This window comes from Shinella sp. R2-11 (assembly GCF_055330205.1).
The window spans coordinates 35765-50814 of the sequence record NZ_JBVAPC010000011.1; the positions used below are offsets into that span (position 1 = coordinate 35765).

11 protein-coding genes are annotated in these 15050 nt (G+C 65.6%); 6 read left to right on the top strand and 5 right to left on the bottom strand.

Annotated elements, in window-relative coordinates; all coding sequences use genetic code 11:
- Positions 1 to 15 precede the first annotated feature (15 nt).
- From lysS to ACZ1A1_RS22550, 5 genes are all read right to left on the bottom strand, one after another.
- The gene (lysS, locus tag ACZ1A1_RS22530; RefSeq protein WP_463621677.1) at positions 16 to 1512 is read right to left on the bottom strand and encodes a lysine--tRNA ligase; all 1497 of its coding nucleotides are present in this window, start codon (positions 1510 to 1512) and stop codon (positions 16 to 18) included.
- Positions 1513 to 1684: 172 nt separating this feature from the next.
- A complete protein-coding gene (gene gltX / locus ACZ1A1_RS22535) occupies positions 1685 to 3142 on the bottom strand; it encodes a glutamate--tRNA ligase (protein ID WP_463621678.1) in 1458 nt (485 codons plus the stop codon).
- Between the two features lie 133 nt (positions 3143 to 3275).
- Positions 3276 to 5048: an SLC13 family permease gene (locus ACZ1A1_RS22540; RefSeq protein ID WP_463621679.1), complete on the bottom strand. Its 1773-nt coding sequence runs from the start codon at positions 5046 to 5048 to the stop codon at positions 3276 to 3278.
- Positions 5049 to 5340: 292 nt separating this feature from the next.
- The gene (locus ACZ1A1_RS22545; RefSeq protein WP_463621680.1) at positions 5341 to 6090 is read right to left on the bottom strand and encodes a TerC family protein; all 750 of its coding nucleotides are present in this window, start codon (positions 6088 to 6090) and stop codon (positions 5341 to 5343) included.
- 134 nt (positions 6091 to 6224) lie between these two features.
- Positions 6225 to 6884 carry a TetR/AcrR family transcriptional regulator gene (locus tag ACZ1A1_RS22550; protein WP_313193208.1) on the bottom strand — a complete coding sequence of 220 codons (660 nt, stop codon included), beginning with the start codon at positions 6882 to 6884 and terminating at the stop codon, positions 6225 to 6227.
- A 154-nt stretch (positions 6885 to 7038) separates the two neighbouring features.
- Between ACZ1A1_RS22550 and ACZ1A1_RS22555 the strand changes: the two genes are divergently transcribed.
- From ACZ1A1_RS22555 to xylA, 6 genes are all read left to right on the top strand, one after another.
- Entirely contained in the window at positions 7039 to 8244 is a 1206-nt protein-coding gene (locus tag ACZ1A1_RS22555) for an HlyD family secretion protein (protein WP_463621681.1), read from the top strand.
- Between the two features lie 82 nt (positions 8245 to 8326).
- Positions 8327 to 9919 (top strand): DHA2 family efflux MFS transporter permease subunit, encoded by a 1593-nt coding sequence (locus tag ACZ1A1_RS22560; protein WP_463621682.1) that lies wholly within the window; start codon positions 8327 to 8329, stop codon positions 9917 to 9919.
- Between the two features lie 106 nt (positions 9920 to 10025).
- A complete protein-coding gene (locus tag ACZ1A1_RS22565) occupies positions 10026 to 11108 on the top strand; it encodes a metallophosphoesterase (protein WP_463621735.1) in 1083 nt (360 codons plus the stop codon).
- A gap of 90 nt (positions 11109 to 11198) precedes the next feature.
- Positions 11199 to 12242 (top strand): LacI family DNA-binding transcriptional regulator, encoded by a 1044-nt coding sequence (locus tag ACZ1A1_RS22570; protein WP_463621684.1) that lies wholly within the window; start codon positions 11199 to 11201, stop codon positions 12240 to 12242.
- A gap of 9 nt (positions 12243 to 12251) precedes the next feature.
- Complete coding sequence (gene xylB, locus ACZ1A1_RS22575; RefSeq protein WP_463621685.1) at positions 12252 to 13706, top strand: xylulokinase; 1455 nt, start codon at positions 12252 to 12254, stop codon at positions 13704 to 13706.
- Positions 13707 to 13733: 27 nt separating this feature from the next.
- Positions 13734 to 15044, top strand: a complete 1311-nt coding sequence (gene xylA, locus ACZ1A1_RS22580) for a xylose isomerase (protein ID WP_463621686.1) — start codon at positions 13734 to 13736, stop codon at positions 15042 to 15044.
- The last annotated feature ends 6 nt before the right edge of the window (positions 15045 to 15050 follow it).

The window sequence follows — 15050 nt, forward strand, 5'->3', positions numbered from 1 at the left end:
GAGGGGTCTTGCCCCTCAGTCCGCCTTCGCCCGGCGTGCCGGGAAGAGGATGACGTCGCGGATCGACGGGGCGTTCGTCAAGAGCATGATCAGGCGGTCGACGCCGATGCCGAGGCCGCCTGCGGGCGGCATGCCCTGGTCGATGGCGTCGAGGAATTCGTCATCGAGCTGCTTGGCCTTCTCGCCGCGGGCGTGGGCCTGTTCGAGCTGCTCGACCATGCGGGCGCGCTGCTCTTCCGGGTCGTTGAGCTCGGAGAAGGCGTTGCCGAGTTCCCAGGTGTTGCAATAGGTCTCGAAACGCTCGACGAGGCGCGGCTCGCCCGGCACTTCCTTGGCGAAGGGCGAGATGTCCTTCGGGAAATGCGTGACGTGGCTCGGCTGGATCAGCGTCGGCTCGACCTTCTCCTCGAAGATGAAGGCAAGGCATTCGCCCCAGGTCCAGTCCTTCTCGATCTCGAAGCCGGCGGCCTTCGCGGCGGTGCGGGCTTCCTCGTCCGTCTTGATGGCGAGGAAGTCGATGCCGGTCGCTTGCCTGACGGCATCAGGCATCGGCACGCGCCTGAACGGGCCCTTGAAGGAGAGTTCCTTGTCGCCATAGGCGAATTCGGTCGAGCCGTGGATTTTTACCGCCAGCTCGGCGAAGAGGCGCTCCACGAGGTCCATGATGTCCTCGTAGTCGGCATAGGCCCAGTAGCATTCCATCATGGTGAATTCGGGATTGTGCCGGGTCGACACGCCCTCGTTGCGGAAGTTGCGGTTGATCTCGAACACCTTGTCGGTGAGGCCGGAGACCAGCGTGCGCTTGAGGAACAGTTCCGGCGCGATGCGCAGGTACATGTCGAGCTTCAGCGTGTTGTGGTGCGTTTTGAAGGGCTCGGCCGTCGCGCCGCCATAGACCGAATGCAGCATGGGCGTCTCGACTTCCATGAAGCCGTCGTTCTCCATGAAGCGGCGGATGCCGGAGACGATCTTCGAACGCTGCTGGAAGCGGAGCTTGGATTCCTCGTTGGTCATGATGTCGAGATGGCGCTTGCGGTAGCGAATCTCGACATCGGCAACGCCATGCCACTTCTCGGGCATCGGCAGCAGGGTCTTCGTCAGCATGACGATCTCCTGCGCGTTGATCGTCAGCTCGCCGCGCTTGGTGCGGCGGACGACGCCGGTGACGCCGATGATGTCGCCGATATCGATCATCGGCAGCAGGGCGCGCGCCTCTTCCGGCGTCGTGTCCTTATGGGAGAAGATCTGGATCTTGCCCGAGGCGTCATGGATATCCATGAACATGCCGGAATTGCGCGAGGAATAGACGCGGCCGGCGACGGTCACGACATCGCCGCTCTCCGTGTCGGGTTCCAGGCCCTCGTATTTTTCCGCAAGCTCCGCATTGGTCATCGTCCGGTGGAAATGCGCCGGATAGACGTCACTGAGCGTCTCGCGGAGCTGGCCGAGCTTCTGGCGGCGGACTTCCGTCGGGTCGGAGGAAAGGGCGGTGTCTGTCTTCGTGTCGGTCATCTTTTCGAACCCTGTTGCGGCTCTCGCCGCGCAATTAATTGCAAACTGGTGCCCGCTGCCCCCTCACCCTGGCCTTCTCCCCGAGGGGAGGGAACTGGAGTGTGTTGCGGGCGCCGCATTCCCTTCTCCCCGCGGGGAGAAGGTGCCGGCAGGCGGATGAGGGGGAAACCCCTTACTTTCCGCTGCCCACCATCGAGGCCACCACCTGCGCGGCGACCTTCAGGCGCTGGCGCACGACGGAGCGGCCGAGGATGGCCATGCTATCGAAGAGCGGCAGCGAGCGCGACGAGCCGGAAACGGCGACGAAGAGCGGGGCCACCACGACCTTGAGCTTCTTGCCGAGTCGGTCGGCGCTCAAGCGCAGTTCCGCCTCGATGCTCTCGACGGTCCATTCCGGCATCTTTTCGAGGTCCGGCTGCACCTGGTTCAGCACTTCGAGGATTTCTTCCGGCGTCGACTTCACCTTGGCGAAGGATTCCGGCGTCAGGCCGAGGTCCGACTTCAGCAGGAAGCCGGCGAGGTCCGGCAGTTCGCCGAGCTTGGAGATGCGCGACTGCGAGAGCTTGAGACCCTCGCGGATGCGGTTGTTCTCCATCGCCCATTCCAGAACGCGCTGCGTGAAATCCTCTTCCGAAAGCTGTTCGCGCAGCCAGCGGCCGTTCAGCCAGTCGAGCTTCTGGATGTCGAAGATCGCGCCGGCCTTGGAGAGGTTCTCCGGGTCGAACTTTTCGGCGAGCTGATCCATGGTCAGCAGCTCTTCGCCCTCGGAGATCTGGATGAAGAACAGACCGAGGAAGTTCATCAGCGCTTCCGGCAGATAGCCGAGCGCCGAGTAATAGGAGATCGAGGTCGGGTTCTTGCGCTTGGAGAGCTTCGACTTGTCGTGATTGCGCATCAGCGACAGGTGCATGAAGACCGGCGGCTCGAGACCGAGATATTGATAGATGAGGATGTGCTTCGGAACCGAGGCGAGCCATTCCTCGCCGCGCGCCACATGGGTGATCTTCATCAGGTGGTCGTCCACCACATTCGCCATGTGGTAGGTCGGCATGCCGTCGGCCTTGAGCAGGACCTGCATGTCGACGGCTTCCCACGGGATCTCGACCGGGCCGTAGACGCCGTCGACGAACTTGCACGAGCCCTCGGTCGGGATCTTCATGCGCACGACATGCGGCTCGCCGGCCTCGACGCGCCGCGTCACTTCCTCGGCGGTCAGGTGGAGGCAGAGGCCGTCGTATTTCGGCGGCTTGCCGGCGGCGCGCTGTTCCTCGCGCATCTTCTCCAGCCGCTCGGGCGTGCAGAAACACTTGAAGCCATGGCCGTTCGCGACGATCTGGTCGACGTAAGGACGGTAGATGTCCTTGCGGTCGGACTGGCGGTAGGGGCCGTAGGGGCCGCCGATGTCCGGGCCTTCCGACCATTCGAGGCCGCACCATTTCAGCGCGTCCAGCACCTTCTGCTCGAATTCCGGCGTCGAGCGCGTGGCGTCCGTGTCCTCGATGCGCAGGATGAAGGTGCCGTTGTTCTTTTTCGCAAAGAGGTAGTTGAACAGCGCGATATAGGCGGTGCCGACATGCGGCTCGCCGGTCGGGGAGGGTGCGATGCGGACGCGGACGCCGGAAGTGCTCATGGATAGGGCCTGTCTTGACATTTCAGGAGGGGAGAGCCCGGATTTTCGCCGTTTCGGGCGGCGGGAAGAGGCTTTCCATTGGGCTGGGTGAGACCATATTCAGCCCGGCGCGTCAAGAAAAACTCGGGCCCGCCTATCGCACCGGCCAGACGTAGAGCAGCGCCGGCACGCTGACGATGACGATGAGGACGGAGAGCGGCAGGCCGACGCGGGGATAGTCGGCGAACTTGTAGCCGCCCGGGCCCATGACCAGCGTGTTGCACTGGTGGCCGACGGGGGTGAGGAAGTCGCAGCCCGCGCCGATCGCCACGGCCATCAGGAAGGCCTCGGGCCGGTAGTGCAGGGCGCTTGCGAAGCTCGCCGCGATGGGCGCCATCACCAGCACCGTCGCGGCATTGTTGAGGAAGGGCGTCACCGCCATCGCCGTCAGCAGGATGAGGCCGAGCGCGCCGAAGGGCGGCAGGTGCACGGCGATATCGCCGAGCCAGCCGGCGATGAGCTCGCTCGCGCCCGTCGTGCGCAGGCTGTCGGAAACGGGAATGAGGGCGGCGAGCATGACGAGGATCGGCCCGTCGAGCGCGGCATAGGCCTCGCGCAGCGGCACCGCGCGGAACAGCACCATGGCGACGGCGGCGGCGAAGAAGCCGGTCGCGACCGGCACGAAGCCGAGCGCGGTGGAGGCCATGGCGGCGATCAGCACCAGCACGGGGATGATCGCCTTGCGCGGCGCGCCGAGCAGGATCTCGCGCTGGGCGAGGGGGAGGAGGCCAAGCTCGGGCAGCAGCGTCGGCAGCGCCCGGTTGTTGCCCTGCACCACGATGACGTCGCCGGGGCGAAGGCGCACCTCCGAGAGCTTCTCGCGCAGGCGCTGGCCCTGCCGGCTGACGGCGAGCAGGTTGATGCCGTAGGAATGGAACAGCGCGATGGAGCGGGCGGAAATGTCGATGAGGCGGGATTCGTTGCCGACGACCACCTCGATGGCGCTGATCTCGCCGGCTTCCCCGCGCCCGGCGCGGATCGGCTGGCCGGACAGCGTGAGGCCGGCGGTGGAGACGACCTTGTCGAGGGCGCTCGCGGTGCCTTCCATCAGGATAGTATCATGCTCCAGCAGGCGCACGTCCGGCAGCGGCGTCAGATGCACGTGGCCGCGGATGATGGAGGTGGCGATGACGTCGCCGTCGCCGTTGCGCAGCACCTCGTTGAGCGACTTGCCGATGGCGGCCGAGCCTTCCTCCACCGTCGCGTCGGAGGAATAGGCGGCCGCTTCCAGCGATTCCTCGATGCTGGCGTTCTTGTTGGTGCGCTCGGGCACGATGCGGTTGAAGAACAGCATGAAGAGGATGCCGCAGACCGTCAGCGTCGCGCCGACGGGCGTGAAGTCGAACATGGTGAAGCTCTCGCCGCCGATCTCCTGGCGAAGACGCGAGACGACGATGTTGGGCGAGGTGCCGATCTGCGTCATCAGGCCGCCGAGGAGGGCGGCGAAGGCCATCGGCATCAGGAATTTCGAGGCGGGGGTGCCGGACTTGCGGGCGAACTGGAAGGCGAGCGGCATCATGATGGCGAGCGCGCCGATATTCTTGATGAAAGCCGAGAGCACCGCGACCGAGACCAGCAGCAGCGCGAGCTGGCTGCGTTTCGATGTCAGGTTTGGGAAGAAGCGCTTGACCGCGAGGTTGACGATGCCGGAGCGGGCGACCGCCGCGCTCACCATCAGCGCGCTGCCGACGATGATGACGATATCGTCGGAAAAGCCGGAAAACGCCTTGTCGAAGGGCACGATACCGACGGCGAGCGCAAGCAGCAGCGAACAGCAGGCGACGAGATCGTAGCGGAACCTTCCCCATATGAACGCCGCCATCATGAGCCCGATGACGACGAAGGCGAAGGTCTGCTCAAGGGTCATATGTCAGTCCGTGCGGCGGGGTGATGCGCGGCATGAATTCCCTTGAGGCCCTGCCGGTTCCGCTGCGATCAGCGCAACCGGCCAAAACTTTCGTGGAACAATCCACCCGTCAGAAGATTTGCCAAGAGAAGGCGGGCCGTGTCAACCGGACACGACGGAGATGGAGAACACGGGGATTTTTCCGGTTTCTCCCCGTGGCCAACGAAACGGCAGGCGAGCTCCCCACCCGTCCGGCCCGTCTTCGACAGCTTCCAGAATCAGGCCGGCGGGGCGAAGTCCCGCCGGTTTTGTTTCAGTGGCCCTCGCCCCTGCTCTTCTGCCGCGCATTGCGCGAGAGCATGTTCAGCAGCTCCACAAGCGCCGAGAAGGCCATGGCCGCGTAGATGTAGCCCTTGGGCACATGGAAGCCCATGCCTTCGGCGATCAGCGTCGTGCCGATCATCAGGAGGAAGGCCAGCGCCAGCATGACGATGGTCGGGTTCTTCTCGATGAAGTTGGCGAGCGGCGTTGCGGCCAGCAGCATGACGGCGACGGCCACGAGCACGGCGACCACCATGATCGGCAGGTGCGGCGTCATGCCGACGGCGGTGATGATGCTGTCGATCGAGAAGACGAGGTCGAGCAGCAGGATCTGGCCGATGGCAGCAGTGAACGACGTGGTGACCGCGCCGCCCACCATGTCCTCCTTGTGGTCGACCGGGTCGACATTGTGGTGGATCTCCTTCGTCGCCTTCCAGACGAGGAAGAGGCCGCCGGCGATCAGGATCATGTCCTTCCACGAGAAGCCGTGGTCGAACAGCGTGAAGACCGGCGTCGTCAGCTGGACGATCCAGGCGACGGTGCCGAGCAGCGCAAGACGCATGACAAGCGCAAGGCCGATGCCGATGCGGCGGGCCTGCACGCGATGTTCGGCGGGCAGCTTGTTGCTCAGGATCGAGATGAAGATGAGGTTGTCGATGCCGAGAACCACTTCCATCACGACGAGCGTGACGAGTGCGATCCAGGCGGCCGGGTCTTGCACGAGCGCAAGAATGCTGTCCATCCGGTCTTTCCTCTCCATGAATACGGGAATGGACTTCCGTATTTATGCAGAATCCGGCCGCTGACAAGCGAGCGGGCCGCCGTTCCGGCGAATATCACGATTTCGTCATCTGTTGGCGCGGTCGCCGGTGCTTCTCAAGGCTTCGCGCCGTAGGCGGCGAGGAACATGCGGATGGCGGAGGTGACGTTCTTCTCGATCATCGCCCGCGACGGCACGTCCTCCATCGCGCCGAAGATGCGCGGCTTGAAGAGGCCGACCGTGGTGAGCTCGATGAACTGCTTGGCGGCATGCGTCGTATCCTCGCATGCGATGATGCCCTCGGCCGCCTGGCGGTCGAGATATTCCTGCAGCACGGAGACGGGATTGATCGGCGTCGCGGAGAAGAAGCGGCTACAGAGCATCGGCAGGCGATGGTTGGCGGCGATCACCATGCGCATGGCGCGGATCGTCTGGTCCGCCGTCATGTGGGTGGCGAAGAGCACGCCGAAATCGGCAAGCGTCTCGGTGATCGGCTTCTTTCCGTCGAGCACGTGGCGCACCGTCTCGGTGATGCGGTTGCGCTCGCGCTCGATCATGTAGCCGAACAGGTCTTCCTTGTTCTCGAAATAGACGTAGATGGTGCCCTTGGAGACGCCGGCGGCGCGCGTGATGTCGTTCATGCTGGCCGCTTCGAAGCCCTGCTCCATGAACACGCGCTTGGCCCCGTCGAGGATCTGCTCGCGCTTGGCGGGGTCCTCGCCCGCCACGCGGCGACCCGCATGCGGGGCAGCCATCTTGTCTTCCGTCGTATGCATCTCCGTTCCCGTGCGCAAAGCCTGATGTGAAGTATTTCGAACCACCCGGTTCGATTTCACTTGATATGCGGGAAAAAGAGGACTATGTCAAATCGAACCGAACGGTTCAGTTCAGTTAATTTTTAAATTTCACCCAGAGAATGGTGGCATGCGCATGTCGACTTCCCATGGCGCCGGCACGGCGAAGGTTCGCCCGGTCAACGACGATTTTGAAGCCGAGACCGCGGAGGCCCGGCCGGTGACGACGGCGGAGGCCGCGGCGCCCGAGGCCGTGGCCGCGCAGCCCGAGAAGAAGAAGGGCGGCCGCCGCATGATGCTGCCGATCCTCGGCCTTGCGCTGCTCGCCGCCGCCGGCTGGTACGGCTACCAGTGGTGGACGCATGGCCGCTTCATGATCTCGACCGACGACGCCTATATCGAGGGCGACATCGCCTCGATCTCGCCGAAGGTCTCCGGCTATGTGGCCGCGGTCAATGTCGTCGCCAACCAGACGGTCAAGGCCGGCGATCCGCTCGTCACGCTCGACGACGGCGACTATCGTCTCGCGAAGGAACAGGCCGAGGCGCAGATCGCCACCCAGAAGCTGGCGCTCGACCGCATCGACGCGCAGATCGACGGCGCGAAGGCGAGCCTTGCCCAGGCGGAAGCCCAGAAGACCGCCTACCAGGCCGCGCTCAACGGCGCGGAAGTCGCCGAAAAGCGCGCCAAGGAGCTGAACGCCAAGGCCGTCGGCACCGCTGCCTCGCTCGACAGCGCCACGGTGGCGCTCGACCAGGCCAGGGCGAACCTCGTCGGCGCGGATGCCAATATCGTGTCCGCAAAGGCGAATATCGCGGTCCTCCAGGCCCAGCGCGCCGAGTCCGAGAGCGGCATCCGCACGCTCGAGCTTGCCCGCGACAAGGCCGCGCGCGACCTCGGCTTCACGGTGCTGAAGGCGCCCTATGACGGCGTCGTCGGCAATGTCTCCGTGCAGGTCGGCGACCTCGTCTCGGCCGGCCAACGCCTTGCCGCGCTGGTTCCGGTGACGGACCTCTATGTCGAGGCGAACTTCAAGGAAACGCAGATCGCCCATCTCGTGCCCGGCTCGAAGGTGCACCTGCATGTCGACGCCTATGAGGACGACGACATTCTCGGCACGGTGTCCTCGATCGCGCCGGCCTCCGGCTCGGTCTTCTCGCTGCTGCCGGCGGAGAACGCGACGGGCAACTTCACCAAGGTCACGCAGCGCGTGCCGGTCCGCATCGCCCTTCCGAAGGAAGCGCTGGACAGCGGCAAGCTTCGTGCGGGCCTGAGCGTGGTCGTCGATGTCGACAGCCGCACGGCCCCCGCGGGCTCGGCGGTCGCCGCGACGGCCGAGTAACTTTCGGATCCAACGTTTACCGCATTCGGCGGCCGGGTGACGACACGCGGCCGCAGGGTGCTCCAGCAAGGGAGCGCGGGCCATGGCCGCGACCGCTCAACCGACTGCCGGCGCATTTGCGGGCGCGCCCGCAAACCCCGACAAGGTTCCCGTCCGCCGCGTCATCGCGTTCTTCGCGATGGTCTTCGGCATGTTCATGTCGATCCTCGACATCCAGATCGTCTCGGCCTCGCTGTCGGAAATCCAGGCCGGTCTCGGCGCGGGCGCGGACGAGATCGCCTGGGTGCAGACCTCCTACCTGATCGCCGAAGTCATCATGATCCCGCTGTCGGGCACGCTGGCACGCATCGTCTCGACGCGCGTGCTGTTCAGCTTCTCGGCCGCCGGCTTCACCATCGCCAGCGCGCTTGCCGCGACCGCGACGAATATCGACCAGATGATCGTCTACCGCGCCATCCAGGGCTTCATCGGCGGCGGCATGATCCCCTCGGTCTTCGCGGCGGCCTTCACCATCTTCCCGCCCTCCAAGCGCTCCGTCGTCTCGCCGATGATCGGCCTCGTCGCGACGCTCGCCCCCACCATCGGCCCGACGGTCGGCGGCTATCTCAGCCATGCCTTCTCCTGGCACTGGCTGTTCCTCGTCAACATCATTCCCGGCATCATCGTCACGGTCCTCACCTTCAACCTGATCGACTTCGACAAGCCGGAATTCGGCCTGATGAAGCGCTTCGACTGGTGGGGGCTCATCTCCATGGCGGTGTTCCTCGGCTCGCTGGAATACGTGCTGGAAGAAGGCAACAACAAGGACTGGTTCAGCGACGAGCATATCGTCATGGGCTCGCTCGCCGTCGCCATCGGCGCCATCGTCTTCTTCTGGCGGGCCTTCAAGGTGCCGTTCCCGGTGGTGGACCTGCGCGCCTTCGCCAACCGCAACTTCGCCTTCGGCTCGGTCTTCTCCTTCGTCATGGGCATCGGGCTCTACGGCCTCACCTATCTCTATCCGCTCTATCTCGCCCGCATCCGGGGCTACGATTCGCTGATGATCGGCGAGACGATGTTCGTCTCGGGCCTTGCCATGTTCTGCACCGCGCCCATCGCCGGCATGATGTCGTCGCGGCTCGATCCGCGCGTCATGATGATGATCGGCTTCGGCGGCTTTGCGCTCGGCACATGGTCGATGACGCAGCTCACCGCCGACTGGGACTTCTACGAGCTCCTGGTGCCGCAGATCCTGCGCGGCGTCTCGCTGATGATCTGCATGGTGCCGATCAACAACGTGGCGCTCGGCACGCTGCCGCCCGACCGTATCCGCAACGCCTCCGGCCTTTTCAACCTGACGCGAAACCTCGGCGGGGCGGTGGGGCTCGCGGTCATCAACACGATCCTCACCCAGCGCTCGCAGGAACATTACCTGCGCCTGTCCGAGCATGTGCAGTGGGGCAATCCGGTCGCCGTCGAGCAGCTGCGCAACATGGCCTCGAACTTTTCCGCCCACGGTCTCGACGGGCCGACCATCGCCATCAAGCAGATGGCCGGCATGGTGCAGCAGCAGGCCTATATCCTGTCCTTCATCGATATCTTCCTGCTCCTGACCATCCTCTTCGGTTCGCTCGTCGTCTGCGCCTTCGCGATCAGCAAGCCGCAATCGGGCGTCGGGGGCGGAGGCGGGCACTGAGCCCGCCCGAAATCCTCTTGCCGGGACATCGGTCCGTCCGCCAGAATGGCGGCGTGATCGATGCCCGGAGACAAGCATGTCCTTCAATCCCACCCGCCGCCATCTCCTGACAGCCGCGGGCGGCCTCGGCCTCTCCCTCGCCCTGCCGAGGCTCGCGGCTGCCGCCGGGGCGCAGCGCCCCGCGACGGACGCCACCTTTCTCTTTTCCTGCGACGTGCATGCCTGCCTCGTCTCGGCGGACGGCCTTAGTCCGAACTGCGCGGCCGAGGGCAAGACGGATGCTGCGCTGCTGCGGCATGTCGCGGCGGTCAACGCGGTCGGCGGGCTCGTCTGGCCGGCGGTGATCGACGGTAAGCCCTCCGGCCTTGCGAGCGCCGGCGCGCCCATCGCCGCGCCGCTGGGCCTTGTGCTCGGCGGCGACATGACGGACGACGGCGGCGGGCAGGTGAAGGTGCCGGGCGAGGGGTGGCAGCTCCAGCAATTCGCCAGCCGCTACCAGCAGGGCACCGGGCCGGACCGGGTGCACTATCCCGTCTATAACGGCCTCGGCAATCACGACCTCGACCAGGACGGCGTGCCGCCGCATGTCGACTGGTATCGCCGGGAACTGCGCGATTATGTCGAGCTCAACCACCGCTCCACGGTCTTCTACAAGGCGCCGGTGCCGGTGACGAACTACGATCTCGATTCGGACAACTATTCCTGGGACTGGGGCGGGCTGCACCTCATCCAGCTCCAGCGCTTCGGCGGCGACCACACCAAGGGCGCCATCAGCGGCCTCAACTGGCTGCAGCAGGACCTTGCAACCTATGCCGCAGACGGCCGGCCCGTCGTGCTCTTCCAGCACTACGGCTGGGACCACTTCTCCACCGAGCACTGGGACCCGGCGGCGAAGACCTTCGATCCGACCGGCGCCGGTCCCGCGCACTGGTGGAGCGACGAGGAGCGCGCCGCCCTCCTTGCCGCCCTCAAGGGCTACAATGTCGCCGGCATCTTCCATGGCCACGAGCATCCGACGCCGATGATCTACAACCGCGAGGGCTACGATATCTTCAAGCCCATTGCCGCCTTCCTGGGCGGCCTCGCGCTGGTGCGCGTCACCGACACCTTTATGGACGTCGCCCTCGCGAAGGCCGGCGAGAACCCCGCCGATCTCCTCTTCACCCACGCCTTCAGCAAGCGTCTCTAGGGCCCGTAAAACCGGCCTTCCGACCTTGCCTGAAAATTTCTGATTTACGTACATCAAAAATTCCTCTAAGGGTCTCGCCACGGAGGAGAGATGAGACCCACGGTTCACGATATCGCCGACAAGGCGGGCGTCAGCCTCGCCACGGTCGACCGCGTCCTGAACGACCGGCCGGGCGTGCGCGGCGTCACGCGCGCGAGGGTCGAGGCGGCGATCGCCGCGCTCGGCTATGTGCGCGACGTCGCGGCGGCGAACCTTGCCAAGGGCCGCGTCTATCCGCTCGTCTTCATCCTGCCGGAAGGCGACAATCCCTTCATGCGCGGGCTGGAGGCGGAGGTGCGCCGCGCCGGCCTCCATTCCGCCGCCGAGCGCACCCGCCTTTCCGTGGCGACAGTGCCGGCCTTCGACGCGGCGGCGCTGGCGAAGGCCATCGATGCCGCCATCGCCGAAGACGTCTCCGGCATCGCCGCCGTCGCCGTGGATGCGCCGGAAGTCTCCGACGCCATCGCCCGCGCGCATGAAGCCGGCATTCCCGTCGTCACCCTCGTTTCCGATCTTGCCGGCTCTGGCCGCGATCATTTCGTCGGTGTCGACAATATCGCCGCCGGCCGCACCGCCGGCAGCCTGATGGGCCGCTTCCTCGGCGGCCGGCCAGGCCCCGTCGCGGTGCTCGCCGGCTCCATGCGCGTGCGCGACCATGGCGAGCGTCTCGAAGGCTTTCTTGCCGCCATGTCGGCCATGCCGGAGCCCCGCGCCATCCTGCCGGTGCTGGAAGGGCAGGACGATCCGGAGCTCTCCCTCTCGCTGATCGCCGATTGCCTCGCCAACGTGCCGGATCTCGCCGGCATCTACAGCCTCGGCGCAGGCAATCGCGGCCTCATCGCCGCGCTTTCGGCGGGGGGCAGGGGCGATCTCTGCGTGATCGTGCACGAGCTGACCGGCGAGACCCGGGCGGCGCTGCAAGCCGGTTTCGTCGATGCCGTGCTCAACCAGGATGCCGGCCACGAGGTGCGCAGCGCCGTCCGCGTGCTGCGCGCCAAGGCGGACGGCCTGCCGGTCAACGCCGCGCAGGAGCGAATCCGCCTCGACATCTTCATCAAGGACAACCTCCCGGCCGGCCCGGACGAGGAAAACTAGGAGACAGCCATGTATCTCGGGATCGACCTCGGCACGTCGGGCGTGAAAGCCATGCTGATCGATGCGGACCAGACCGTCGTCGGCTCGGCCTCCGGCAGGGAGGTCGAGACCGCGCGCCTTCACGCCGGCTGGTCGGAGCAGGACCCGGCCGACTGGATCCGCGCGACGGAGGAGGCGATCGCCAGCCTTCGCGCCGCGCACCCCGCCGAATTTTCCGCCGTGCGCGGCATCGGCCTTTCCGGCCACATGCATGGCGCGACGCTGGTCGATGCGGACGACAGGGTGCTGCGCCCCTGCATCATGTGGAACGACACGCGCAGCCACAGGGAAGCCGCCGCGCTCGACGCCGATCCGCGCTTTCGAAAGATTACCGGCAATATCGTCTTCCCCGGCTTCACCGCGCCGAAGCTCGCCTGGGTGAAGAACAACGAGCCCGATGTCTTCGCCAAGGTCCGCTGGGTGCTGCTGCCCAAGGACTATCTCCGCCTCTGGTTGACGGGCGAGCATCTTTCCGAAATGTCCGATTCCGCCGGCACGTCCTGGCTCGATACCGGCGCGCGTAAATGGTCCGCCGAGCTGCTGGCCGCGACCGACCTCGAAGAGCGCCAGATGCCGGGCCTCGTGGAAGGCACCGAGCCGGCCGGTATGTTGCGGCCGGAGCTATCGTCTAAATGGGGCCTCGGCGAGGGTGTCGTCGTTGCCGGTGGGGCAGGGGACAATGCGGCTTCGGCCTGCGGCATGGGCACGGTGCGCGAGGGCACGGCCTTCGTTTCGCTGGGCACCTCCGGCGTGCTTTTCGCCGCCAATGCCAGCTACCTGCCGAACCCGGAAAGCGCCGTGCACGCCTTCTGCCACGCGCTGCCGAACACCTGGCACCAGATGGGCGTCATCCTTTCCGCCACCGATGCGCTCAACTGGCATTCGCGCGTCACCGGCGCTTCCGCCGCCGATCTCACGAAGGAACTCGGCGAGGCGCTGAAGGCCCCGTCGAGCGTCACCTTCCTGCCCTATCTCTCGGGCGAGCGCACGCCGCACAACGATGCCGCCATCCGCGGTGCCTTCCTCGGCCTCGGCCATGAGAGCGGCCGGCCGGTGCTGACGCAGGCCGTGCTGGAGGGCGTTTCCTTCGCGCTTCGCGACAATCTCGAAGCGCTGAAATCCGCCGGCACGCGACTTTCCCGCGTCACCGCCATCGGCGGCGGTTCGCGCTCGCATTACTGGCTGAAGTCCATCGCGACGGCCCTGAACCTTCCCGTCGACCTGCCGGCCGACGGCGATTTCGGCGCGGCCTTCGGCGCCGCCCGCCTCGGCCTCATCGCCGCGACCGGCGCGAACCCGACGGAGGTGCTGACCGCCCCCGCCACCGCGGAAACCATCGAACCCGAGGCAGCGCTCACCGCTGCCTACGAGGATGCCTACCAGCGCTACCGCCGGCTCTATCCGGCGATCCGCGCCGCCTACTGATCAACGACCATTCGAGAGGAGACACCCATGGCCACCGGCTTTTTCGGCGATATCGCCAAGATCAGATATGAAGGTCCCGAGAGCACCAATCCGCTCGCCTTCCACCACTACAATCCCGACGAGATCGTCATGGGCAAGCGCATGGAGGATCACCTGCGCTTCGCCGTCGCCTACTGGCATACCTTCGTCTGGCCGGGCGGCGACCCCTTCGGTGGCCAGACCTTCGAACGTCCGTGGTTCGAGGACAGCATGAAGGCGGCGAAGCTGAAGGCCGACGTCGCCTTCGAATTCTTCCAGCTCCTCGGCGTGCCCTTCTACTGCTTCCATGACGCGGACGTGCGCCCGGAAGGCAAGGACTTCGTCGAGAACACGAAGAACCTCAACGAGATCGTCGACTATTTCGCCGAAAAGCAGGCCGCGACCGGCGTCAAGCTGCTCTGGGGCACGGCGAACCTCTTCTCGAACCGCCGTTACATGGGCGGCGCCGCGACCAATCCGGACCCGGACGTCTTCGCCTTTGCCGCTGCGACGGTGAAGACCTGCATCGACGCGACGCAGCGCCTCGGTGGCGACAACTATGTGCTCTGGGGCGGCCGCGAGGGCTACGAGACCTTGCTCAACACCAATATCGGCCAGGAGCTCGACCAGCTCGGACGCTTCGTCAACATGGTGGTGGAATACAAGCACAAGATCGGTTTCAAGGGCGCGATCCTCATCGAGCCGAAGCCGCAGGAGCCGACCAAGCACCAGTACGACTACGACGTCGCGACGGTCTATGGCTTCCTGAAGAAGTACGGCCTTGAAAACGAGGTGAAGCTCAATATCGAGCAGGGCCATGCGATCCTCGCCGGCCATTCCTTCGAGCACGAGCTGGCGCTCGCCAATGCGCTCGGCGTTTTCGGCTCCATCGACATGAACCGCAACGACTACCAGTCCGGCTGGGATACCGACCAGTTCCCCAACAACGTGCCGGAAATGGCGCTGGCCTATTACCAGGTGCTTGCCGGCGGCGGCTTCACGACGGGCGGCACCAATTTCGACGCCAAGCTGCGCCGCCAGTCCATCGACCCGGCGGATCTCCTCATCGGTCATATCGGCGGCATGGATTGCTGCGCGCGCGGCCTGAAGGCGGCGGCGAGAATGATCGAGGACAAGGCGCTCTCCGGCCCGCTCGCCGAGCGCTATGCCGGCTGGCAGAAGCCGGATGCACAGAAGATTCTTTCCGGCGGTTCCTCGCTGGAAGCGCTGGAGGCCTATGTACTTTCCGGCGGCATCAACCCGCAGCCGCGCTCCGGCAGGCAGGAGCTGCTGGAGAACGTGGTCAACCGCTACGTTTGAATGGCT